The organism is Clostridium coskatii (assembly GCF_001675205.1).
Lineage (GTDB): Bacteria > Bacillota > Clostridia > Clostridiales > Clostridiaceae > Clostridium_B > Clostridium_B ljungdahlii.
The window spans coordinates 17656-43440 of record NZ_LROR01000036.1 but is presented as its reverse complement, the minus strand read 5'-3'; the positions used below and the strand labels follow the sequence as shown (position 1 = coordinate 43440).

Here is a 25785-nt window from a genome sequence, read left to right as displayed (position 1 = left end):
CATTCTAAGCTAATTTTAATTCTTTAATGAATTTTTTTACATTTTCAATTATATCTTCTTTACTTTTTCCAACTTCTATCTTTTTAATTACTGCACTTCCCACAATTATGCCTTCACAATAAGGCTTGAATTTTGCAGCCATCTCTGCTGAGGATATTCCAAATCCAAGTGCCTTTGGAACGTTCGTATAACTTGAAATTATATTCATATATTCCTCAATATCAGTATTTATGCTGCTTCTCGTACCTGTAACACCATTTACAGAAACACAGTATACAAACCCACCTGCATCTTTTACTATCTTTTCTATTCTTTCCTTTGAAGTAGGTGCTACTAGTGGAATAAGATGTACATTATATTCTTTTCCAATGGATGCGATGTCCTTTCTCTCTTCTATAGGAAGATCTGGTATTATAATTCCGTCTACTCCACACTCGCTGCACTCTCTTATAAACTTTTCCATGCCATATTTGAATATGGAGTTATAGTAGACAAGATACACAAGAGGTACTTCTGTTTTTTCCCTTATCTTTTTCACCGTATCCATTATACCTGCTATTTTCGTTCCGCCTTTAAGGGATCTATTTGAAGATGCCTGTATAGTAGGTCCATCTGCCAGAGGATCTGAATAAGGTATTCCAAGTTCTATTATATCTGCTCCTGCCTCCTCCATTGCAATTACTAATTCAAAAGTAGTACCTAAATCTGGATCTCCGGAAGTTATAAACGGTATTAGAGCTTTTTCTCCTCTTTCCTTTAGCTTTGAAAACTTTAAATCTATTCTATTCATTATAATTCTACCCCCATTATATTAGCTATAGTATTTATATCTTTGTCTCCTCTTCCAGATAAATTTACAATGATTATTTTATCCTTACTAAGTTTTGGAGCAAGCTTCATGGCATAAGCTAAGGCATGAGAGCTTTCAAGTGCTGGAATTATTCCCTCAACCTGTGATAAGTAAGTAAATGCATTCACTGCTTCTTTATCTGTAGCCGATTCATAAGTTGCCCTTTTTATATCATGATAATATGCATGTTCAGGTCCTATTCCCGGATAATCAAGTCCTGCTGATATAGAATAAGCAGGAAGTATTTGACCATCCTCATCTTGAAGTACATAAGTCATCATACCGTGAATTACCCCTACAGACCCCTTTGATATAGTAGCTGCATGTTCATCCGTATCAAGTCCTTTTCCTGCAGCCTCTACTCCTACCAAGTTTACAGAAGTATCTTCTACAAAGGGATAAAAAATTCCCATAGAATTACTCCCGCCGCCTACACAAGCTATGATATAATCAGGAAGTCTTCCTTCCTTTTCCAAAATCTGCTTTCTAGCTTCATCTCCAATTACCCTTTGAAAATCTCTAACCATAGTTGGATAAGGATGCGGTCCCATTACAGAACCTATTACATAAAAGGTATCTTCTATATTTGACACCCAATTTCTCATAGCTTCATTTACAGCATCCTTCAAGGTTCCCGTTCCAGAAGTTACAGAAGTTACTTTTGATCCTAATATTTTCATTTTAAATACATTAAGAGCTTGTCTTCTTATATCTTCTTCACCCATAAATACTTCACATTCCATGCCAAAGATAGCAGCTGCCGTAGCTGTAGCTACTCCATGCTGTCCGGCTCCTGTTTCAGCTATAACCCTTTTTTTGCCCATTCTCCTTGCAAGGAGCACCTGTCCTAGTGCGTTGTTTATTTTATGTGCTCCCGTATGGTTTAAATCTTCTCTTTTAAGATATATTTTTGCTCCACCTAATTTTTCAGTAAAATTCTTTGCAAAATACAGTGGATTTTCTCTTCCCACATAATCTTTAAGGTAGTACTTATATTCCTCTATAAATTTTTCATCTTTTATTGCTTTATTAAACTCCTTTTCAAGCTGCATAACTGCATTCATTATTGTTTCTGGTACATACTGTCCTCCAAATTTCCCAAATCTTCCATCCATTAAAAATTCCTCACTTTCTTTATAAATTGATCTATTTTTTCAAAACTCTTTACACCATTTTCTTCAACTCCACTGGATACATCTACTGCATAGGGCTTTACACATTCTAAAGCAGTATTTATGTTATCCAGATTAAGACCTCCTGCCAGTACCAATTTCTTATTTATATTTAAGTTTTTCAATACATTCCAATTAAAGTTTATGCCCGTTCCTCCAATCTTTCCTCCTACACTGCTATCTACAAGCACTGCTTCCACATTATAATTTGATATTTTATCTATCTTGTGTTTTACATTATCTAATATATCTTTTCCATCAATGCTTACACTTTTCCATATTTTAAATGGATACAAGTTTTTTATATAACTTTCATCTTCCCTTCCATGAAGCTGGATTACATCTAACTTCAACATTTCTGCTGTATTTTTCACTTCTTCCAAAGTATTGTTTTGAAAAACTCCCACTGGCCTTATTTTTTTATCTAAATTTTTAATAAGCTCTTCTGCTAATTTTAAAGTAACCTGCCTTTTGCTTTCACAAAACACAAATCCAGCATAATCTGGGAGGAGCTTGTTTAAAATTTCCACATCTTCAACTCGCCTTATACCACATATCTTTACTAAAGTCATAAATTCACCCTTTTCAAAACTTGGACTGTTTTATAAAATCTCTTAATTTGTACTCGTCTTTAATATTTCTCATAAAAGTTTCTCCTATAAGCACCGCACTTACACCTAACCCGTTTAAATATCTTATATTTTCTGGAGACTTTATGGAACTTTCAGACACTACTAAAACTTTCTCTGGTATTTTCTTTATAATTCTTTCTGTATTTTTTAAGTCTTCTGTAAAATCTTTTAAGTTTCTATTGTTAATTCCTACAATGGAACATCCAGCTTCAAGTGCAATTTCAAGTTCTTCTTCATCATGTACTTCCACCAGACATTGAAGCCCAATACTTTCTGCTAAACTGTAATAATCTTTTAATTTATCTTTTAAGATGGCTGTTATAAGCAAAATAGCATCTGCACCTATAAATTTGGATTGATATATTTGATAGGTATCAATTATAAAATCCTTTCTTAAAATGGGCTTTGAATTTACCCCTTTTACTTTGCTTATGTATTTATCACTTCCCTTAAAAAAATTTTTTTCTGTAAGTACAGACACTGCATCTATATCTATGCTTTCATATATTTTGGCTATGCCGACAGGATCAAAATCTTCTACAATAATACCTTTTGAAGGTGATGCTTTCTTTATCTCTGCAATGATAGATATTTCTTCTTTGCCAAGTACTTTTTTAAAATCTCTTGTAACCTTTCCACTGCATTCTTCTATTATCTTAGTAAGAGGCATATTTTGTTTTTCAAGTTCCAATTGAGGTCTTTTAGCTTTCACTATTTCATCAAGTATCATTTTTCCATGCCTCCTAAAAATTATTACTGCACTTTATGAGTTCATTCATCTTTTCATAAGCTTTTTTAGAATCTATAATATCTTCTGCCATCTTCACTCCTTCTTCCATGCTTTCACATGCTTTTCCAACATATAAAGCTGCTGCACTGTTTAAAACTACAATATCTCTTCTAGCACCTTTTTCTCCTTGAAAAATTTCCCGTATAAGTGCTGCATTTTCTTCAGCAGTATATCCTTTTATGGCATCCATACTGCATACATTAATTTCAAAATCTTCTGGATTTATTTTATAATCTGATATTTTTCCATCTTTTAATTCACTCACATAGGTATTACAAGTAGTAGTTATTTCATCAAGTCCATCTTCTCCACAAACTACCATAGCCCTTTCACAGCCTAAATTTGAAAGTACTTTTGCCGCTGTGTGAGTTAAATTCTTATCATATACTCCAAGTACCTGGCCTTTTACAAAAGCTGGATTCGTAAGTGGGCCTAGTAAATTAAATACTGTTCTTATACCCAATTGCTTTCTTGGACCGGCTACATTTTTCATTGCACGGTGGTACTTTTGAGCAAACAAGAATGCCATACCACTTTTATCAATACAATTGGAAGCATATTTTGGTTCTAAATTTATATTAAAGCCTAACTTTTCAAGTACATCTGCACTTCCACTTTTACTTGATACTGCTCTGTTGCCGTGTTTTGCCACTTTCACTCCTGCAGCTGCAGCTACAAAGGATACTGCTGTGGATATATTGAATGTTCTTCCTCCATCCCCTCCTGTTCCACAAGTATCAATAACATACTCTGACTCTAGTTTTAAATTCTCCGCATTATCCCTCATCGCCCTTGCAAATCCTGTTATTTCTTCTGCAGTTTCACCTTTCATTCTCAAGGCTGCTAGAAAAGCTCCTATTTGAGAATCTTCTGCATTTCCCTGCATTATTTCATTCATAGCTTCATAGGCTTCACTTTCCTCCAAATTACTTTTACATATGATTCTCTCTATTGTCTGCTGTAACATTACAAATCCCCCCCAAAAAATTTTTTATTATTTGCTTTCCCTTCTCTGTAAGAATTGATTCCGGATGAAATTGGAGTCCATAAACTTCATATTTCCTGTGCTTCACAGCCATTATCTCTTTGTCATCCAAACTTTCTGCTGTCACCTCAAGTTCTTCTGGTAAAGTACCTTTCTCTATTATAAGAGAGTGATATCTCATAACATTTATAGAATTTTCCAAATTTTTAAATAATTTATTTGGAACTATGCTTATTTCTGATGTCTTTCCATGCATTATATTGTTTGCTCTCACTACTTTTCCACCATAAGCACATCCAATAGCCTGATGCCCAAGGCATATCCCCAGAATAGGGATTTTACCCCCGAATTTTTTTACAACCTTTATACATATACCTGCATTTTCAGGAATACCTGGTCCCGGGGAAAGTATTATTCCTTCAGGATTTAACCTCTCTATCTCATCCAGTGATATTTTGTCATTTCTAAAAACTTTTATATTCTTATATATTTCACCAATATACTGGTAAAGATTATAAGTAAATGAATCATAATTATCTATTAAAAGTATCATCTTATATCACCTCTATCATAGCCATAGCTTTATTTAATGTTTCCTGATATTCTCTTTCTGGAACAGAGTCATACACAATTCCTGCACCAGCTTGAACGTACGCATGACCATCTTTAAAGAGTATGGTTCTTATTGCAATGCAGGTATCCATGTTTCCATTAAGTGAAAAGTATCCAACTGCACCAGCATATATACCTCTTTTAGTATCTTCAAGCTCATCAATTATCTCCATAGCCCTTATTTTAGGTGCTCCAGATACAGTTCCTACAGGCAAACAAGATATTAATCCATCTAAATATCCCAAATCTTTTCTCAAATCTCCTGAAACCTTGGAAACTATATGCATAACATGAGAGTAAAAATCTACATCCATAAATCTATCTAGTTTTACACTTCCAAACTCACTTATTTTCCCTATGTCATTTCTCCCAAGATCAACTAACATCACGTGTTCCGCTCTTTCCTTTTCATCTTCTAACAATTCTTTTTTTAATTTTAAATCCTCTTCCAAAGTTTTTCCCCTAGGTCTTGCACCCGCTATAGGGTTAGTCATAACCCGTCCATTCTTTACACTTACTAAGCTTTCTGGAGAGGAACCTGCTACTTTAAATTCTTCAAAATCTATATAAAAAAGATAAGGTGAAGGATTTTTAGCTCTTAATCTTCTGTATACTTCAAAGGGATCCGAAGTACTTTCAAATTTCAGCCTTTGTGACAAAACTACCTGAAATATATCCCCAGCTTTTATGTATTCTTTTGCTTCTTCTACCATGCTGCAGTATTTTTCTTTTGAAACGTTCGATGTAAATTTTTTGCATTCTTTAACTTCTGAAAGTTTATGAATAACATTACTTGTACATATCATATCTTTCAAACTTTCCAGAGAGTCTACAATACTTTCGTAAGAACTTTCATCCTCTTCTGCCACATTGTAAATAAAATAAACTTCATGTTTAAAATGGTCATAGCATACAAAAGATCTATAAAACATGAGATATGCTTCTGGTGTTTTTAAAACATCTTCATTTTCCACTGGCAGCTTTTCATACTGTCTTATTACATCATATCCTGCATAACCTATAGCTCCTCCTGTAAATGGTATGGAAAGTCCAAGGCTATCATAAGGTACATTTAAATATTTCTTTATATAATCCAGCACTTTTCCCTGAACATTTCTTACTCCACTTTCATCTTCTACACATATTTCATTTCCGCAGCTTTTTATCTTCCTATAGGGATTCATTCCTACAAAAGAATATCTTCCTATTTCATTTTCAGAATATATACTTTCAAATAAGAATTTATTTTTTTCTTCCAAGCTGTAGTAAATACCTATAGGGGTAATTTCATCTCCATTTATTTTTATAAATAAAGGGAAGGTCTTTTTCAAATTTTTATAATAATAAAATTCTTCTTTTTTAAGATTGATCACAAAATACCACCTCTTTGATTTAAATTTATACAAAAAAGGCCATTTCATCCTTAAACTGGGACGAAATGACCGCGTTGCCACCCAAATTAGCCTCTATTTATGGTGAATTTTTTTAAAATAAAAAACATCTCATCCTTAAAGGACGAAATGTTAAATTTCGTTATGCCACCTAAATACAAACTATCTTTTCCAGGTACAGATTTACTCGATACCCTGTCCTTTTAACGGTAGACTACCGGTTTTTGCTACTATAATTTTGCATTACACCTCCAAGACCCATTCAATACAGACTACAGTACTTGGCTTACACTACCCCAAATTCGCTTAAACTAAATTTCCATATTTACTATTTCTTTTCACAGGTTTTATATTACTAACTTGTTTTATATATTAAAGCTTTTTTTCCCCGTTGTCAATACTAATTTTTAATCTTTTGGCTTTTCTTTTTGAAATATATTTTTGGGAATGTAATGGAAAATGCCAGGAGCAAAATACTTAAAATATTTCCATATATATTAATTACAGCATAGTATAAACTCATGGATGCAACTTTAAGAAGTACAACGCCTAAAATCACTTGACTTAAATTTCCAAATCCCCATATTGCGCTGAGAAACCTCCAAACAAATTTATGATCTTTATCATTTTTCATCTTTTGTGGAGCATTTTTTAAATAGCTTTGTTCCACTATTACTTCAATCAAAGATTTCCTAGACAATAAAGACAAAAAGAAGAGTAAAGAAACTAAGGCGTTTCCAACCAGAGGAGATACAAAATAAAAGGTAGCATTTTTAGAAATAACACTTCCCACCAAACCAATTCCTGAGAAAGCTACAGCCATTACTGCCAAAGCATTAAGTTCTCTTGTTTTAATAAAATTTGCTATAACAACACCTATGCTCCACAAACCAGAAAATATGATTCCACTAAAAGTCATTTTAAATTTATCAAAAACATAAAATATCACAACAGGTATTATAGCACTTACAACAAAATCCTTATTTAATATATTTCTCAATATTGAACTTTTATTTTTCACACCATTGGCATATGACTTTTACATAGCTAACCTCCAATTTATTCATTCCAATTTTTATTTGCATTCTTTAAATACGTTTCCGTATCAATAACATCCCTGTCAAGTATAACTTGTGTATCATCTTTTACATATCCACACTTTATAACTTCTTCTCCAGCTTTTTCTACTGCCTTAAAGAAAGGTTCATACAATTTTTTCAGCATATCGTTATCTTTAGAAGCAGCAAGTACCCCACCTTTATCACTTAAAATTGCCGCTGCAAGATTTCCCTTAGTCATAACTTTAAAAGTTTCAAGTAAACCGGAAAAATTATATCTGCCGGGGAAACCACAATTTGAGATTAAAACAGTCTTTACTGGTCCCTTTTTAAATCGACGGATATGAGAATATTTTTCATCCTTTTTAACTATTTCACCCTTATTCATAGGCAGCATACGATCCATAAAATCTTTCATTATTCCAGTTACAGTAAAATAATATAGAGGAGTTGCATATACCATTACATCTGCTCCTTTTATTTTGTCTAGCAATTCACTCATATCATCCTTATAAACACATTTTCCAGGAGTCTTTGTCCAACATGTAAAGCAGCCTCTACAGTGATTTATCTTTTTATCCTTAAGATATATAGTTTCTACGTCTGCTCCTGCTTTCGAGCATCCTTTAAGGAAATTTTCTAAAATAACCTCTGTATTTCCCTTTTCTCCCCTTGGACTTCCATTTAAAGCTAACACTTTCATTTTATACATCTCCTTAATCTATAAATCTTTTATATTTTCTAAACTTTTCAGTGTTTCATCACACCACTTTAATTTTGCCTCTTCAATATATTTTCCAAACCTAACAGTGGACTTCCACAAAGCTAAATTTTTTTCATCTAATTTTATCTTTCCTGTGTTAAATGCTTCTTCAATTTTCGAATATTCCTCAAATTCTTTTTCGCACTCTTCTTTTACGCTCTCAATTTTTTCAATGACATTTTGTGTAGGTACATTTCCTGAAAGAGAAATCTTTAGTAAAAGCTCTGACCTGTTAGGAATACTTTCCACAGGAAGCATAATCCACTCTTTTAGTTCTTTTCTGCCCTTTTCTGTAATAGAATAAACATTTTTACTTGGTCTTCCTTCTGTCTGCTCAACCTGTTTTGTTATAAGTTTTTCTTCTTCCATTTTCTTTAGTACAGGATATATATGTCCATAATTCTCATTCCAAAAATAGTTTATAGAAGAATCACAAAATTTTTTAATATCATATCCAGATCCTGATATATGGTTAAGTACTCCCAAAATAGCATATTTTGTTTTATTTACTTTTGACAATTCAATTTCACCTCTGTTTTATATATCACTATGATATATTATGTTATTTATTATATCATAGTGATATATAAAATCAATATTTAAATTAAATTTTTTATGAAAAAAGTTGGTTATATATATTAAAACATTATAATAGATCCACATCTCTATTAACTATAGGGATGTGGCTCAAAAATAATTCGGTCTGTGTTATAAAAATGATATATTGGTTGCAAGCAGACAAAAATATACTTGAATACACCATAGCACAATATTATCTATGAATTCGTCAAATATTTTAGTTATATCTTCAGAATTTAAATTTAAATTCACAGTCTTAACCATAGCAGCATAAAGCTAATGGCATCTTTTTACTGCTCAAAATGGTCAATTATTTTTCCATCCAAATTATAGACTGTAACTTCGACTTTACTTTCATTTACATCCACTACTGCAAAGTGATATTCCTTAACAGGTGGTATGTCTACGTTCTTTTTATCGATATAATCTTTGTATAATGGTGCTCCAAAAGTACCTGTGGTAACTTGATAGACAAGTTTGTTGAATTTAAAAGTCTGACCATTAATGCTTTCATTGAAGTCTGAATTTATATGACGTCGGGTATAGTTATGTTCGTGTCCACAAAAAACCATTGTATTTTCAGCATGGTTAATGATTTTCCAGAGCTTATCCCGCTGCAGCTTATTTACATCCAGCGAGCTGCCCACGTGAGAGCCTGTTGGGTACGCAGGTTCATGAAAAAAATAAAAGTTATGTTTTTTCAAATTTGTATTTGCTTTTATCCAATTTAACTGTGTATCCGATATACTATGATCTTCACCAGGATGGTTAGAATTCAGCATATAAAATCCAATATTATTTTTATCAAAATAATAGACTGTTTTATGATATCCTCTTAAAAAATTTGCTTTAAACTCATGAAAAGTTTCCTCAAATGCCTGCTCACTTTTAGCTCCAGATGTTGCTTCATGATTTCCAAAACCAGGATAAAAGAAATCAATGGGATAATATTTGGTAACTGTATTCTTAAAGTACTGCAGTTGAATCTTTATACCCAAATATCCAAATCCACCTTGTACTAAGTCACCGGGCATAACTGCAAATGAAGGCTGAGGTATTATCTTTTTTATGCTTTGGAGAGTTTTTTCAACAGCTTTTACATTAATTCCTCCGCATAACCCTCTACAATCAGACATTACTACAAAACGCAGAGATCCATTTTTTTCTTGTTCAGTACTAGTACTTGAATATGGTGAAGTCTTTTCTTCCTTATCCACCAAATTTCTAGTTCCACATGAAGTGATTGCAGTAATAATAACAAATATCATTAGAATGGTTAACATCCTTGCTTTGATTTTTAATCTCTCCTCTCAATTGCAGATGTGCATTCAGGTTCTCATATTTATAAATAACACTAACTATTGTCTAATTGAAAATAATTGTATTATAACCTGTAAGGGGCCCTATAAATTCGCTAGCATAAGTACTGAATGAGCCAAAAATTGGATATGACGTTCTTGCAAACCTCGTTCTAGATTTTCATTTAGTGGATTTTGCTTATCCATTGCTATCCTCCTACACAATTAATATTCTAATATAATTATTAAATCTCATATATAATTAGCAATATACAATTTACGCATTTAATATTCATAGATTTTATATAAATAATACCGCTGCGAAAAATATAATTACAACAATAAAAAGTATATCTATTTTTATGTTATTCTTTTTAAAGATAACATGAAAATAGATATACTCTTATCGTATAATGTTTCTCCAAGAATTCATCCAATAGCGGTCATTTCTAATTAAATAGGTGCCTGAAAGATTTATTTGTATATTTTTAACAATATGTAATATATAACTATTAAATACTGTTAAATATATATTAAATTCCTTTAATTGCTGGTTTATATTTAATTTGGTTACAAAAAATAGTATACTTAAAATGTATTTTGGATGGCATAGACAAAGATATTGTAATTTTCAAAAATGCTGTACTTCCCATCAGTTATAGACAGCAAAGAAATATTGAAAAACTTAAATTTAAAATTTTTTGGGGTTTACGTGAGGATTATAAGTTAGAACCACCTCAGAAGGAAATACCTTCATATTAATTTTTAGGAGGAATGAATTTTGAAGAACATTTCAAATGGACTTCGCATGATTCTTATGATTGGATGCTGCGGAGCTTTGGCAATATTTAGTTCTACCATATCAAAATCTCCTATTTTGCCCATATTTGCAAAAAGTTTAGGAGCAACTGGTATACAAATTGGCTGGATTACATCAGCATCGACTATACCCGGAATTTTGATAAGCTACCTCGCAGGAGATTTGGCTGATCGTTTTGGATACAAGAAAATTCTTATAGGTTCTTTATTAATATTTTCCAGCGCGCCTTTCCTTTATCTGCTGGTTAATGATCCTTTACAGCTTGGTGTTGTTCGTTTCTATCACGGTTTCGCAACAGCTGCATTCGGTCCTGTGGCCATGGCTACTATTGCAGCCTTTAGCAGCAAGAATACTGGAGAAAATTTATCTCTTTATTCCTCTGCAACAATAATTGGCCGTGCCTTGGCTCCAACTGTTGGTGGTACCGCCTATCAAACAGGTGGATATGTAAGTGTCTATCTTATTGCAGGTATTGCTGGCATTTTGGCTTTAACCTTTGCAATTCGGCTTTTTCATAAATCAAAAGAGACCGAAAATAAAGAAGCTGCTAAAATAAAAAAATATAAGGTAGAAAATGTTTCTTTCTTTAAAAAATTATGGAGACTGCTTAACTATCGTCCACTTCTTCTAGTGGGAATACTTGAAGCTTGTTCGTATTTTGCCTATGGTGCATTTGAAATGGTATTTCCATTATATGCAAAACAACTTTATATGCCTACAAGTGAAATTGGCATTCTGCTGGGTATACAATTAGTTGGGATAATTCTGTTCAAACCACTGTTTGGCAGAGCATCAGATCAATTTGGACGTCTGCCTATGATGGTTACAGGTCTGCTAACATGCAGCATATCCTTCTTTCTTTTGGCCATTTTGAAATCCATACTTGCGATTATTCCTTTGATATTCATATACGGACTTGGTTTTGCCTTAATCACTGCAAGTACCAGTGCACTAGCCGCAGATGTTGCTCACGAGGGGCAACTAGGGGCATCTCTGGGGATAATGAGTACTCTTATGGATGTCGGACAAACTTTCGGGCCTCCGGTTATTGGCGGGATCAGCGATACATACAGCTATTCTGTTGGCATAGGTGTATTGGCGATAATATTTTTGATCGCAGCAATAGGGTGCATTATCGCACTTATTAACCGGCACAAAACGAAACAAATGACATAAATTAAAAAATGGAGTAAAAAAATAAAAGCCATTCCCCAATACTGACTTTTATTTTTTTTACTCTATTTTTTTAAAGCAGTTACGATAGGTTCAAAAGTTAAAATAGCTGTTAATATAACTAACACTATAATAGTTATCCATCCTATTACATTTTTAGTCCTACCATTTACATATTCCCCCATAATATCTTTATTATTTACCATAAGCATCATACAAATTAAAACTACTGGAAGTAACACACCATTTATAATTTGTGACCATAATGTTATCTGAATTAAAGGTGCTCCTGGAATCAATATAATACCAATCCCAATAATAATTATTATAGTAAACAGTGTAAAAAATTGTGGTGCTTCTTTTAATGTTTTATTTATACCAGCTTCAAAGCCAAAAGCTTCACAAATATAAAATGCTGTAGCTAAAGGTAGTATTGTGGCCGAAAAAATAGAAGCTATAAATAATCCAAAAGCAAAAATTTGAGAAGCAAAAGCTCCGGCAAGTGGCTTCAACGCTAATGCAGCATCTTTAGCCTCATTTATTTGAATTCCACTTTTATGAAGGGTTGCCCCACAAGCTACGATTATAAAAAAAGCAACTACTACTGTAATAATACTGCCAACAACAACATCCCAAAATTCGTATTTAAATTCTTCCATCTTAAGTCCTTTTTCTATAACTGCTGACTGCATATAAAACTGCATCCAGGGAGCAATAGTAGTTCCCACCATGCCAATAACTGTACTTATATAGTCATAATTAGTTTCAATAGAAGGATGAATTAACGCATGTCCTATTTCATACCAGTCTGGTCTAGCAAAAAGTGCAGAACCAACATAGGATAACAAAAATATGCTAAAAACCAAAAACAACTTTTCAGTAGTCTTATAAGTACCCTTTACCACTAGAATCCATACTGCAATAGCAGCTAGTGGCACAGATATATATTTGCTTACTCCAAAAATCTGCATACTACCTGCAACACCTGCAAACTCAGTAGCTGTATTTCCTATATCTGCAATGATTAATCCAATAAATATAAAAAAAGTTATCTTAACACCAAAATTTTCTCTAATTAAATCTGCCAATCCTTTACCTGTAACTATACCCATTCTAGCATTCATTTCCTGCACTACAAGAAGCACAATAAAGCATGGTATTAATGACCAAAGTAATTTGTAACCATATGCAGCACCTGCTACAGAATATGTTGTAATACCACCTGCATCATTATCTACACTACCTGTTATAATTCCAGGACCTAAAACACTTAAAAATATCAATAGATTTGCCATCCATGTTTTTCTCTTTACATTCATCATTAACACCCCCACTATCTATACCTCTTATTTGACTTAGTAATTTCATAGAAAATATCATTTATATTAACAATCCCTATGATATGCATTTGTTCATCAATTACGGGTATAGAAAATAGGTTATATTTTGATACAGCTTTAACTAAATCCCTTATTTCATCTGTATCCTTCATATATATAACTTCTTTAATCATAATATCTTCTAATTTTTTATCCTGTTTGGAAATAATTAAATCTCTTAAAGATACTATTCCTACAAGCTTATTTTCATCACTTACAACATAAACATAATAAATTTCATCGATTTCCTCTTTTGATTGACAAATATCATTTACTACATCAGCTACTGTGTAATAAATTGGACATGCTATAAAATCAGTATTCATAATGCTTCCCACTAAGTATTCCTCATATTCCATAAGTTCTCTTACTTCATCTGAAATTTCTTTCTCCATATTATTAAGCAATTCTTCTGCTTTATTTTCATTTAATCCATCTAAAACATCTGCAGCCTCATCAGCTGGCATTTCTTCCAAAATATCAGCTGCCTTATCTGTAGATAATGTTCTGATCAAGCTTACCTGTACATCTTCTTCTAGCTCTTCTAATACATCTGCAGCTTTTGCGTTATCTAAGCTAGAGAAAATAATTGCCCCCGTATTTACATCAAAATCCTCAATTATATCTGCAAGATCTGAAGGATGAAGTGTGGATAGTTTATTATAGCTTTTTGAAAGTAAAATGTCTTTTGAGGTAAAAGCCGTTTGAATATCATCCCATAACATTAGTTTACTTGATATTTTAAATCCTAATCTCTTTAATGGTTTTGCAATTCCAATCCTTCTTAATAGCCCATCCATACCAATATCTACTGCTGCAATAAACATACCTGATGGTAATATAACTAATCTAACATCGTTAGCTCTAACTACCTTTCTTCCATTAACATCAACAATCTGTTTGTCTAAAACATACTTTTTCAGTAACATACAGTCACCTAAATCTTTATCTTGAACTTCACTACATATTAAAACATACTGTCCTTTTTCTTTAGAAACATTGATATTATCAAAGCCAATAAATCTTGTTCCTTCTTTTGTCCTAACAACAGCTATGGTAACTTTAGGATTTTGAAAGTTCACATCAACAGCTGCATCCTTTAAAGTTCCTATTACTTCTTTACTAGTCGTATAAATTTTATTGCCCAATATTCTACTTAAATAAACACTTGTAAATTGCATTGTATACACTCCTTTGCTTTCAGGGTGCACAATGCAAATTTTTTAATGCAAGTACATCCCTATAATATTTTTACCAATAAATCTTTAAGTTTTATATAATTACATTTATGACACGGGTCACTGTCCATTAAATTCATCACCCTCCTTAACTCGGTAATTTATCCAATAAAAAAATCTCTTCACAACAAAATGAAGAGATTGGATTCTTAATAAATTCCAAGACAAAAAATAGTACATCTTCACTCGTTGAGTTTTGACTCTGTAAAGCTTAGATCATAAGCATTCATATTTCTATGAATGTTGTCAGCTACATTAAGTAAAACCTTAATCCGGTAGTACCTGCTCACCCATTGGTGTCTCTCGACATTTCTGGGCAGTAGCGTATGTCTTGTACAGTAATCTCACCTAACAATGTTATTAAATTATATTTTCAATTAATAATCTATTTCTTATTATATACATATATTCCTTAGTTGTAAATATTTTTTAAGCAATCATAATGTTAAAAATATGTTACTTAGAAGCTTTATATCCTGCACACTCTGCAGCCCATAATGTTATCAATTTCTTTTCAAGTATTTCATACAAATTTTCAATTTTACTCCTCAATTTCAGATTATAAATGTAACTTGTTCCACAAACAATCATATACGCACCTATAACATCCATAGGATAGTGCTGTCCAACATATACTCTTGAAAATCCTACAATTACCGACAATATAGTTAACATTAAACTAAGTACCTTATTATACTTTCCAAGTCCTAACGCTATACTCATTGTCCCCATTGCATGGTCACTTGGAAAAGATGCGTCTTTCACATGAGTAAATAATAGATTTACCTTATTATGAACAAATGGCCTGTCCTTATAGTAAATGCCTCCAATAATAAAACTTAAAATCAGGTTGATTACTGTAATAACAAAAGTGCTAAACGCAATCTTTCTATAATCAGAATTTGTTTTTACAATTCCTAAAATAAATACTGTTGCAAGAGCTGCCATAAATATATAAGGTACATCCTTTGAAAAGAAAATCATTATACTATCTAAAATACTATTTTTATTTGCTAAATTATTTATTAATCTAAAAAGTTCCATATTCATTTTTAACTATCCTTTCTATCAATAATCAAGGCTCTATATTAATCATATCTCCACTGTTATTATTTTCATTTCTCTTTTCTCCTATAAATGTAACTACTCCTGGGATAAGAGAAATTATTATAATGGCAATTAGAACATATGAAAAATGTTGTTTTATAAAAGGTAAGTTTCCAAAGAAATACCCTCCCCCTAAAAATAATGTAACCCACAAAAATCCACCTAACATATTATAAGTAATAAACTTTGAATAACCCATATCACCTATTCCAGCCACAAAAGGTACAAAGGTTCTTATTATAGGTATAAATCTTCCCACTACTATAGTCATAGAGCCATGCTTTTTATAAAAACTATGTGCCTTGTTAAGATATTCTTTATTTATATACTTAATATCTTCTTTTTCTAAAATTTTAGTTCCAATCTTTTTGCCTATGTGATAGTTAACTGTATCACCAATCACTGCAGCCAAGTAAAATGCAATAAATAGTATTAATATTTCAAGTGATCCAGTAGATGCCAGTGCCCCCGCTGCAAATAAAATAGAATCTCCAGGTAAAAATGGAGTAACAACTAATCCAGTCTCACAAAATATAATTAGAAATATAACAGCATATGTCCATATTCCGTAATTTTGTATCATTACATTTAAATATTTATCAAGATGCAATATTACATTAATCAAGGTTCCTATAACACCCATATTTTTCTCCCTTCGTAATTAAAATATAATTCATCATTTCTCTGTTATACATTATCAACATATGAGATTAAAATTAGATTAAAAAGCTCTTAGATTTATCTTAAAAATGATTTTTTATCAAACAAATGTCTACCAACTTTTTAATTATATGGCTTTTAGTATATAAAAAGATGCTGCCTCAAAATATATTTTGAGACAGCATCTTTTTCTTCTAATTTACTTTTACATCACAATTGACAAAATAACTAAAAAAATATCAATTAAAGAATTCAATTATACCAAGTATTATTAACAATATGCCTGAAATTAACGGTGCATATTTACCAAATAATTTACCCAATACATGATTACCTACGACTTCACCAATTATAATTGTAAGAATACTTAATATAAATGTAAATATGACTGTAAATTTAATATTAACTCCTGTTATACTAGCTGCTATGCCGGTACCTAAGTTATTAAAGGTTAACCCAAATGCTACAAGAAGAGCTTCTTTTATGTTTATATCACCGGAGTTGTCCAAATCTGACTTTTCGGCATATTCAATCATATCAGTAATGTCTTTTAAAGCAAGTCCATTTGATTTTTTATTATTTATAAGTTTTATTATGCTTTGAATTATAAAATATACTCCCAATATAGCAATTGCTATAGAACCTAATGCATTTGCTATAGAGTGAGGTAAAAATTTTGATATATACACCCCAATTGACATTGATAGAAATGTTCCTGTACAAGTTATAATTGCTATTGCAAGGTTAGGAATTATTCCTATCCTTATTTTCTTTATTCCGTAAGCAATACCCACAACTACATTGTCTAGGTTAGAGGATAAACTAAACAATAATGCGGATAAAATTAGTGTCATATAATAGTCCCCTTTTTTATTCTTTCCGTTTTAGTATATGGTTTCAAATTTTTAGTGTGATTAAAAACTCAAAAAAGGAGCTTATTCAAGATGCCCATTATTATGAGTCACCTAAAAAAGCTCTAAAAGAAATATTGAAATGTATTATAATACTAACAGAACGCATTACTATTTTTCATCCAGATTTAATACTATTTTATAATTAATCGCATTCTCATATTCCGTATCAGTTATATAGTTATTTTCTTTCATATTTTTTAATATTAAATTTCTTCGCTGCAAAGCATTATCTAAATGCTTTATTGGATCATAATATTGGGGATCATTAGGTATACCAACTAATAAACATATTTCTGAAAGATTCAGTTCTCTACAATCTTTATTAAAAAATTTTTTAGCAGCAGAATTAATACCATAAGCATTGTTGCTAAAATAAATATTGTTAATATAAAACTCTAATACTTGATCTTTTGTAAATTTTTGCTCTAGCTTTGTAGCAATAAACATCTCTTCTAATTTTCTTTGATAATTTTTATCAAAATTCAAGAACACATTTCTCGCTAATTGTTGAGCAATAGTACTTCCTCCTTGCGTTATTTTCCCATTGTTAACGAATAAAGAATATACTGCTCTAAAAACAGCCTCTGTACTAATTCCTCCATGTTTATAAAAATTCTTATCTTCAATAACAATAAAAGCATTTTTCACATTATTAGGAATTTGTGTAGATTCTAAATATAGAGATTTTCCGTTATTTAAATACTTTTCTCTATTTTTAAAAGTATACTCTGAACAATTATTTACTTTTATAACTGCATCGTCATATAGAGACTTAACTGTATGTCCATATTTAAGATAAATGAATCCACTAAAAATAATAACTAATACCAAAATACTTAAAAATAAATGTTTTAATAAACTACCTCCACTGCTCTTTTTCTTTGGCATTTAAAATCTCCTTTTGTTAGAAATTCTATTTTTTCATTACACTACTTTATATAAAAATTTTCTATAATAAGATATTTTATAGCTATATTCTTAAAAAGTAAATAGCTATAAAAGTCCATCCTACTACAATTGCATAAATTGATTAAAATACGGAGATGTTTTAGGTACATTGCAGCTCGAAGATAAAGTATATATAAAAAATTTACTGGGGATATTATAAGTACACAATTAAAAATGGAAGTGACTCAATTGCCAAAAAAGCGAAAAAGCAAAAAAACTCATAAAGTAAAAAAGCATAATCTGCTCACGGTTTTTTCTGTATTTATAATAGTTATATTTCTCTTTTGTAGTAAGTATTTATTTATAGCAGTATCACTCTATAATGATGCGTCAACTAAAATAAATTCTATATCATATAGTACTTTTCATGGAAATCAAACAACTTATTTGTACGATTCAAAGAACACTGTACTAAATAAACTATATGGTTCAAAAAATTCTATATATTTAACATCTTTTACATACCTCAAGCTGTAAAAAATGCCTTTATATCTATAGAGGACAAAGATTATTTTAATCATGGTGCTTTTAGTATAAAGGCAAATTTTAGAGTTTTATATTCTATTATAAAAAGCAAGGGAAAAATTACACAGGGTGGAAGTACAATTACACAGCAGTTAGCAAGGACTGTGTTTTTAAATTTTGACAAAACTTATAAAAGGAAATTAGAAGAAATAATAATTGCTATAAAATTAGATCAAAAATATACTAAACAGCAAATCCTAGAATTTTATATTAATAATATTAATTTTGCCAATAATGCTTATGGAATTGAGGCGGCTTCAAGGAGATATTTTAGCAAAAGTTGTAATGAACTTAATTTATCAGAAATATGCTTTTTAGCTGCAATACCCAATAATCCTACTTATTATAACCCTATAAAGAATATAAACAATACATTAAAACGTAGAGATTTTATTCTATCATCAATGAAGAAAAATAATTATATTACAGATTATGAGTACACTACAGCAGTTAACTATAAGATTGTATTAAACCCAGAAAAATATGATGGAAACGTATGGATTGAATCCTATGCTCTTAATTGTGCTGCAAGGGTGCTTATGAAGCTAAATGGATTCCAATTTAAAAATACATTCGATACACAGCAAGATATGGCTAGCTATGATAAAGATTATTCTAATGTATATAACAAATGTATAAATGATATCCGCACTAATGGATATAAAATTTATACTTCTATAGATATGGATAAGCAAAAACTTTTGCAAGATTCCTTAGATAATGGGCTCCTAGATTTTACAGAGCAAAATAAAGGAATATATTCTCTGCAGGGTTCATCCGTTTCAATAGATAATAAAACTGGATATGTTATAGCAATAGTGGGTGGTAGAACTAGTCCCGAAAAAGATTATTTAAATAGGGCATTTCAGTGCTTTAGACAGCCTGGTTCATCTTTTAAACCTTTGGCAGTTTATACCCCTGCCTTTGAAAAAGGATATGATGACACAAGTATTATAAATGATCATTATATAGATGGAGGTCCTCATAATGACGGTGATGTTTATATGGGAGATATATCTATACGAACAGCTGTGCAAATGTCATTAAATAGTGTTGCATACCAAGTATTTAATGACATAACGCCTACTTATGGATTATCCTTCGTAAGGGATATGGATTTCAATAAAATTGTAAAAAAAGATTACACTCTATCTGCTGCATTAGGCGGTTTAACTTATGGAGTAACTCCCATAGAAATGGCATCTGCTTATTCAACACTTGCAAGAGGAGGAGAATTTATTGCTCCTACATGCATACGTAGTATTGTAAATAGCCAGGGAGAAACTATTTATGAAAATAACCTAGAAAAAAGAAGGGTATATACTTATGATGCAAGTTATTTAATGTCGGATATTTTAAAAGATACTTTAGAAAATACCTGGGGTACTGCATATAATGTAAGGCTTGATGGAATTACCAGCGCTGCCAAGACTGGTACAACAAGTAATCAGAAGGATGGCTGGTTATGCGGATATTCTGCTTACTATACTACGGTAGTATGGGTTGGATATGATATACCAAAATACGTTGATAACTTATATGGTGGAACATACCCGGGACAAATTTGGCATAATTATATGCAGCAGGTGCATTCAGGATTGCAAGACAAAGATTTTTATACACCTTAGATAAAAAATATTTAATAAGTATTAAAAACAGTTTTTCATAATATATTTTGGTAAAACATTGCAACCTTTTCCATAAATCCTTCTTGTAAAATTATAAAAATTAGCCTTGAGCATAATATGCCAAGTATAACTCCTGCTATAACATCTGTTGGATAGTGAACATATAAATACATTCTGGATAAAGCTATTAAAAATGCTATTCCTATAAATATCAACTTATACTCAGTAAAATACATGGATAGAACTTCTGCAGCAGCAAAAGAAGACAAAGTATGTCCTGAAGGGAAAGAATAAGATATGGGCTTTGAAATCAACAGATTCAAACTATTTTGTTGATTACATGGCCTAGTTCGTCTTACTATGTGTTTCACTATTCCTTCTCCAGTAATTGTGCTTACAATTAATGTTAATATTACTACATTTCCAACCATTCTATATGGTTTATCTAATATTAAAATAATAGCTATAATAATCCAAACAATGCCCAGGTTCCCCATATCTGTCACTATAGGCATCAACATATCTAAATATTTATTTTGTACATACTTCTTAATAGAAAACAAAATATAGTTATCAAACATATCTATTTTTCTTAAAATATTTAAATTCATATTTTTCCCTCCTGGTAATTAAAATTTAATAACTTTTATCCTCTTATATATTATCAACTTAGTAGATTAAAATTGGGTTAAAAAGTCCTTAGATTTATGTTAAAAGATGATCTTTACTTTTTACCCTAAGAAAATATGACAAAAATTAATAAGGTGAATTTTTTAATTTCTTTCACCTTATCTAAATATTATTACATTACTTATCTAATTTTAACGTAACAGTTATTTTTGTACCTTTTCCTTCTTCACTTTCTACATCTATAGCCCCCTGGTGCATATCTATAATCCATTTAGCAATAGATAGTCCAAGCCCTGTTCCCCCTTTTTCTTTAGATCTTGATTTATCTACAATATAAAATCTATTAAATATATTTTTAATTTCTTCTTTTGGTATTCCAATGCCTGTATCACTAACAGTTATTTTTACAACCTTACCCTGTACTTCTGAAGTTATGTCTATTTTTCCATGTTCTGGAGTAAATTTCATGCTGTTATCAATAAATACCCTTAGCATTTGTTTTATCATCTTATAATCTGCACAAACTCTTACAGTGTCATTTCTACTACTGGATATTACATGATTTTGTTCTATTATTCTGCTTTCTTTAACTACTTCATCAATTAATTCATTAAGCCAAAATTTCTTTTTTTCTATCAACTGAGTACCGCTGTCACCTCTTGCAAGGAACAATAACTTTTCAATTAAATTAGCCATATTAGCAGCCTCTAACTTAATTCCATAAATTGATTTTTCTAAAGCATCTCTATCATCTTTTCCCCATCTATCTAATAGATTGGCATAGCCCTGAATAACAGCAACAGGAGTTCTAAGTTCGTGTGAAGCATCTGATACAAATTGTGCCTGCTTATTAAAGGCTTCTTGAAGTCTATCTATCATCTTATTAAAAGTGCTGGCAAGTCTCTCCAGCTCATCTTCAGGTTCTTTTACTTCTATTCTTTCTTTCAAATTGTTAATACTTATATTTTCAGCAGTCTTAGTTATATAATCAATGGGCTTTAACATTCTCTTGCTTATGATATAACCCAATATAATAGAGGCGATAATGCCTATGAAATCAGCTGCAGCCATAACTCCGAATAATATTTTCATAAAATTATATTCACTATTCATATCTTTTACTATTTGAATATATACAATACCATATTTTTTGCTTTGAAATTTAACATTTTTATATGTCAAATGCCTATCTTTATCTTCCATGTGCCTTTCCTTCTGGACCTTTTTATCATTATTACGAGGAAGTTTAATTTTATAATCAAATTTTTCAGATGAATTTATTACTTTACCACTTTCTTGTATTATTCTTACAGATATATTTTCTTTAGGAGGAATATTTAAAAAGATTCCTTTATCTGACAAATCCAACTGCTGATTTTTTGCCGTAATATTATTTAATATTATGGTTTGCATATCATCTATTTGCTTATTTGACTGGTTATACAAATAATACTTTACACCATATAAAATAGATGCATTTAATAAAAGCAGTACTAACGAAAACATAAAAGCATATACTATTGTTATCTTTATAGAGATCTTTGTACCCTTAATAATCTTTAAACTGTAATTTATCATCTTCGAAATACAATTAATTATCTTTGATAACATATCCTACACCTCTTATGGTAGTTATAAGCTTATCTTGACATTCATTGTCAATTTTACTTCTTAAATACCTTATAAATACATCTACCACATTGGTATCTCCTGAATAATCATATCCCCATACTTCTTCAATTAACTTATCTCTTGTAAGTACAATATTTTTATTAATTAGCAGCATTTTAAGAAGATTATATTCTGTTTTGGTAAGTTCAATTTCTTTGCCATCTCTTAAAACCTGATGTGTTTTATTATCCATGACAATATTTTTTACTTTAATTTGATCAGTTTGATTTTTCAATGCTTTATCTCTTTCATATACACGTATTCTTGCCAATAATTCCTCTATTGCAAAGGGTTTAGCTAAATAATCATTAGCCCCTGCATCAAGTCCTAAAACCTTGTCTGGTATATCACTTTTAGCAGTCAGCATTATAATAGGTACATGAGAGAATTGCCTTATTCTTCTGCAAACCTCAATTCCATTTAGATTTGGTATCATAATATCAAGAAGAATTAAATCATACTCTTTATCCTCCATTTTTTCTAAAGCTTCTCTTCCATCATATGCTGCATCAATTTTATATCCTTCATGGATAAGTTCCATTTGAATAAACATTGACATTTGCTTTTCATCTTCTACTAAAAGAATTCTAAAATTCTCCAAGCTACCACCTCCATATCAAAATAGTTATCTGCGATTCTTCTTATTAGAACATAATATTAACATACCTTACTATTATTTTTGACATAATTATACTCCAATCTGTCTGAGCTTACTATTGTTTCTGTAACCATTATTGCTGCTGAAATTGCATAATTTATATCTTTTGTAAAAGATTTATTTTCTTTATCATATTTTTGGTAAACATCATTTATTATTAATACTACATCCTTTTTAACGATATCTTCATTCATAATAGTTTTTAGTTTTCCGCATATTAAAAGTTTTATAAAAATAAAATGAAGTACTATTTCATATATCACGTGTTGAAAAATATTTTTATTTTTATATTTTTCTGTATGATATAAACAAAAATAGTCACAAATAAAATGGCATACCATACCTAAAGTAATAGAATATTTCTTAATTGACATTTTATTGTGAATCAACTGCTTGGAATATTCTCTCACCATATTTATACTTCCACTTATACAATGACAATAATTGGAGTCATCTTTTACGAAATCTGGCTTTATGTTACCATATGCAAAACTCCATTTGTTCAATTTAATATTTAATTTTTTTCCACAATAATTATATATAATTTTAGAAATTAGTAGATGTGTATTTGTTATCATTTAAAATCCACCTTTCTATATGTATGGTTTAATTTTCATATTATCAGATTAAAGTTAAAATTAAATTAAAAAAATCGTAAATTTACTTTATAAGATATTGGCACATTTTTATATATTTAAGAGATAATAAAGCTGCACCCCTATCACCTATAGGAATACAGCTTAAAAATAGTTTAAATAATAAAAGTTATCCTCGTATAATGCATTAACTTTGTACATATGCCTCCTTACAATTTTTCATATTATAGTTTCTAAAGGATTCTTCTAATTCTTCCAAAGATTTATTACGCGTTTCTGGGACAAATTTATAAGTAAACAATATATCAATAACGCCAAATACTACAAATACAGCAAATGAACAAGTTAATCCAACTGTCTTCAATAATATAGGATACATAAACCCAACACAAAACGTACCTGTCCATAAAAAGAATGTTGCAATTCCCATACCTAAGCCTCTTACTCTTAGTGGAAAAATTTCAGACATTTCTAACCAGGTTACAGGGCCAATAGTTCCTTGAAAGAAAGCTAAAAAAATCATAGTTAAAGCAATAACTAAGAAAGGAAGTAATGCCGATCCTGTTAACTTAAACGTAACTATAGACAATGCAGCCATTGATAAAGTAGTAGCAGTATATCCTAATAATAGCATAGTTCTGCGATTAAACCTATTTGCCAAAAATTTCATATAAACCAATGCCGAAATAACAGATACCATTCCATTTCCTATATTGGCAATTAAAGCTGCTTTAACTCCAAATCCAGCCTTCTCTAAAATTGTTGTACCATAATACATAACTATATTTACTCCAGCAATCTGCTGTGCTATACCTATGCCAATGCCAATTAATACAAGACGATGAATCCACGGAATACCTAAATCCTTAAAAGTTACTCGTTTCAAATTTTCCTCTGTATTTATGTTACTCTGTATTACTTTAAGTTCTTTTTGTGCTTCCACTTCATCACGAATCATTTTTAAAACTTCAAGTGCTTTAGCAGTTCTTCCTTTTGCAGCAAGCCATCTTGGTGTTTCTGGAACCAATAACATTCCAAACCATAAGATAACTGCCGGAATAGTAGCTATTGCTATCATATATCTCCATATTCCAGGATTCCCAGAAATACTTCCTAAAATAGCATTAAATATGTAAGCTAGCAGCTGTCCTAATACAATCATAAATTGATCTTGTGAAACAATACTTCCTCTAATACTTGAAGGAGCCATTTCTGATAAAAATGTTGGTACAATAGCTGATGCTCCACCTACTGCTAATCCCAGTATAAATCTACAAATAATAATAACTGATGCAGTTGGTGAAAGTGCACATCCTAAAGTTGCAAAGAAAAAAATTACCGCAAGTGTTCTAAGCAGCTTTCTTCTTCCATATTTGTCAGATAAATGTCCTGTAAACACTGCTCCTAAAGCTGCCCCTAAAGTTAGAGAACTTGTAACAGCACCTTGGGTAACAGCTGTTAAATTCAATTGATCTTTTCTTGACATAAAAGTAAGTGAACCATTTATAACCCCTGTATCATATCCAAATAAAAGTCCTCCGAATGTTGATATAATAGATATTTTTTTCAAAAGCCTTGATTTTTGTATGTTAGAAGCTTGTACCATTTTAAATCATCTCTCCTATCATTTTTGTAATGGTTATTTATTTATTATATGTTGAGTATCTTTTGATTAAATGTTATCACTTTTCTTATAACTTAGTCAATA

General features: G+C 30.8%; 25 protein-coding genes, 1 riboswitch and 1 other annotated feature. Of the genes, 2 read left to right on the top strand and 23 right to left on the bottom strand.

Annotated elements, in window-relative coordinates; translation table 11 throughout:
- Positions 1–4: 4 nt before the first annotated feature.
- From trpA to CLCOS_RS06145, 12 genes are all read right to left on the bottom strand, one after another.
- On the bottom strand, positions 5–790 hold the full coding sequence (gene trpA / locus CLCOS_RS06195) for a tryptophan synthase subunit alpha (RefSeq protein ID WP_063601292.1): 786 nt from the start codon (positions 788–790) through the stop codon (positions 5–7).
- Positions 790–1965 (bottom strand): tryptophan synthase subunit beta, encoded by a 1176-nt coding sequence (gene trpB, locus CLCOS_RS06190; protein WP_063601291.1) that lies wholly within the window; start codon positions 1963–1965, stop codon positions 790–792. The genes trpA and trpB overlap by 1 nt, the downstream gene beginning before the upstream one ends.
- On the bottom strand, positions 1965–2594 hold the full coding sequence (locus CLCOS_RS06185) for a phosphoribosylanthranilate isomerase (protein WP_063601290.1): 630 nt from the start codon (positions 2592–2594) through the stop codon (positions 1965–1967). Before CLCOS_RS06185 ends, trpB begins: the two co-directional genes overlap by 1 nt.
- Before the next feature lie 13 nt (positions 2595–2607).
- Entirely contained in the window at positions 2608–3384 is a 777-nt protein-coding gene (gene trpC / locus CLCOS_RS06180) for an indole-3-glycerol phosphate synthase TrpC (RefSeq protein WP_063601289.1), read from the bottom strand.
- Positions 3385–3397: 13 nt separating this feature from the next.
- Entirely contained in the window at positions 3398–4411 is a 1014-nt protein-coding gene (gene trpD, locus CLCOS_RS06175) for an anthranilate phosphoribosyltransferase (protein ID WP_013238270.1), read from the bottom strand.
- Complete coding sequence (locus CLCOS_RS06170) at positions 4377–4982, bottom strand: anthranilate synthase component II (RefSeq protein WP_063601288.1); 606 nt, start codon at positions 4980–4982, stop codon at positions 4377–4379. The genes trpD and CLCOS_RS06170 overlap by 35 nt, the downstream gene beginning before the upstream one ends.
- Position 4983: 1 nt before the next feature.
- A complete protein-coding gene (gene trpE / locus CLCOS_RS06165) occupies positions 4984–6414 on the bottom strand; it encodes an anthranilate synthase component I (protein ID WP_063601287.1) in 1431 nt (476 codons plus the stop codon).
- A gap of 135 nt (positions 6415–6549) precedes the next feature.
- Positions 6550–6783: a binding site (T-box leader), on the bottom strand.
- A gap of 49 nt (positions 6784–6832) precedes the next feature.
- Complete coding sequence (locus CLCOS_RS06160) at positions 6833–7453, bottom strand: VC0807 family protein (RefSeq protein WP_063601286.1); 621 nt, start codon at positions 7451–7453, stop codon at positions 6833–6835.
- A 38-nt stretch (positions 7454–7491) separates the two neighbouring features.
- Positions 7492–8193 (bottom strand): flavodoxin family protein, encoded by a 702-nt coding sequence (locus CLCOS_RS06155; protein WP_063601285.1) that lies wholly within the window; start codon positions 8191–8193, stop codon positions 7492–7494.
- 18 nt (positions 8194–8211) lie between these two features.
- Positions 8212–8772 (bottom strand): PadR family transcriptional regulator, encoded by a 561-nt coding sequence (locus CLCOS_RS06150; RefSeq protein ID WP_063601284.1) that lies wholly within the window; start codon positions 8770–8772, stop codon positions 8212–8214.
- A 189-nt stretch (positions 8773–8961) separates the two neighbouring features.
- Positions 8962–9096 (bottom strand): hypothetical protein, encoded by a 135-nt coding sequence (locus CLCOS_RS22955; protein WP_275507162.1) that lies wholly within the window; start codon positions 9094–9096, stop codon positions 8962–8964.
- Between the two features lie 26 nt (positions 9097–9122).
- Positions 9123–10100 (bottom strand): metallophosphoesterase family protein, encoded by a 978-nt coding sequence (locus CLCOS_RS06145; protein ID WP_063601283.1) that lies wholly within the window; start codon positions 10098–10100, stop codon positions 9123–9125.
- A gap of 811 nt (positions 10101–10911) precedes the next feature.
- Here CLCOS_RS06145 and CLCOS_RS06140 point away from each other — a divergent pair.
- Entirely contained in the window at positions 10912–12126 is a 1215-nt protein-coding gene (locus CLCOS_RS06140) for an MFS transporter (RefSeq protein ID WP_082853551.1), read from the top strand.
- A 62-nt stretch (positions 12127–12188) separates the two neighbouring features.
- Here CLCOS_RS06140 and CLCOS_RS06135 read toward each other — a convergent pair whose 3' ends face one another.
- The 6 genes from CLCOS_RS06135 to CLCOS_RS06110 all read right to left on the bottom strand — a co-directional run bounded on the left by CLCOS_RS06135 (position 12189) and on the right by CLCOS_RS06110 (position 18309).
- Positions 12189–13442: an Nramp family divalent metal transporter gene (locus CLCOS_RS06135; RefSeq protein WP_153042912.1), complete on the bottom strand. Its 1254-nt coding sequence runs from the start codon at positions 13440–13442 to the stop codon at positions 12189–12191.
- A gap of 14 nt (positions 13443–13456) precedes the next feature.
- Positions 13457–14683, bottom strand: a complete 1227-nt coding sequence (locus tag CLCOS_RS06130) for a magnesium transporter (RefSeq protein WP_013238260.1) — start codon at positions 14681–14683, stop codon at positions 13457–13459.
- Between the two features lie 231 nt (positions 14684–14914).
- Positions 14915–15103: riboswitch (M-box (ykoK) riboswitch) on the bottom strand.
- A gap of 93 nt (positions 15104–15196) precedes the next feature.
- On the bottom strand, positions 15197–15790 hold the full coding sequence (locus tag CLCOS_RS06125; protein WP_063601281.1) for a phosphatase PAP2 family protein: 594 nt from the start codon (positions 15788–15790) through the stop codon (positions 15197–15199).
- A gap of 25 nt (positions 15791–15815) precedes the next feature.
- The gene (locus CLCOS_RS06120) at positions 15816–16490 is read right to left on the bottom strand and encodes a DedA family protein (protein WP_063601280.1); all 675 of its coding nucleotides are present in this window, start codon (positions 16488–16490) and stop codon (positions 15816–15818) included.
- Positions 16491–16746: 256 nt separating this feature from the next.
- The gene (locus CLCOS_RS06115) at positions 16747–17361 is read right to left on the bottom strand and encodes a manganese efflux pump (RefSeq protein WP_063601279.1); all 615 of its coding nucleotides are present in this window, start codon (positions 17359–17361) and stop codon (positions 16747–16749) included.
- Between the two features lie 168 nt (positions 17362–17529).
- Complete coding sequence (locus CLCOS_RS06110) at positions 17530–18309, bottom strand: transglycosylase domain-containing protein (RefSeq protein WP_063601278.1); 780 nt, start codon at positions 18307–18309, stop codon at positions 17530–17532.
- Positions 18310–18791: 482 nt separating this feature from the next.
- On the opposite strand from CLCOS_RS06110, the gene CLCOS_RS06105 reads away from it, so the two are divergent.
- Positions 18792–20522 carry a transglycosylase domain-containing protein gene (locus CLCOS_RS06105; RefSeq protein WP_343217893.1) on the top strand — a complete coding sequence of 577 codons (1731 nt, stop codon included), beginning with the start codon at positions 18792–18794 and terminating at the stop codon, positions 20520–20522.
- A gap of 35 nt (positions 20523–20557) precedes the next feature.
- Here CLCOS_RS06105 and CLCOS_RS06100 read toward each other — a convergent pair whose 3' ends face one another.
- From CLCOS_RS06100 to CLCOS_RS06080, 5 genes are all read right to left on the bottom strand, one after another.
- The gene (locus CLCOS_RS06100; protein ID WP_063601276.1) at positions 20558–21133 is read right to left on the bottom strand and encodes a phosphatase PAP2 family protein; all 576 of its coding nucleotides are present in this window, start codon (positions 21131–21133) and stop codon (positions 20558–20560) included.
- A gap of 196 nt (positions 21134–21329) precedes the next feature.
- Positions 21330–22763: a sensor histidine kinase gene (locus tag CLCOS_RS06095; RefSeq protein ID WP_242866927.1), complete on the bottom strand. Its 1434-nt coding sequence runs from the start codon at positions 22761–22763 to the stop codon at positions 21330–21332.
- Positions 22744–23424 (bottom strand): response regulator transcription factor, encoded by a 681-nt coding sequence (locus tag CLCOS_RS06090; RefSeq protein ID WP_063601275.1) that lies wholly within the window; start codon positions 23422–23424, stop codon positions 22744–22746. Before CLCOS_RS06090 ends, CLCOS_RS06095 begins: the two co-directional genes overlap by 20 nt.
- 56 nt (positions 23425–23480) lie before the next feature.
- The gene (locus CLCOS_RS06085; protein WP_013238240.1) at positions 23481–24059 is read right to left on the bottom strand and encodes a zinc dependent phospholipase C family protein; all 579 of its coding nucleotides are present in this window, start codon (positions 24057–24059) and stop codon (positions 23481–23483) included.
- Between the two features lie 205 nt (positions 24060–24264).
- The gene (locus tag CLCOS_RS06080; protein ID WP_063601274.1) at positions 24265–25683 is read right to left on the bottom strand and encodes a sugar porter family MFS transporter; all 1419 of its coding nucleotides are present in this window, start codon (positions 25681–25683) and stop codon (positions 24265–24267) included.
- Positions 25684–25785 lie beyond the last annotated feature (102 nt).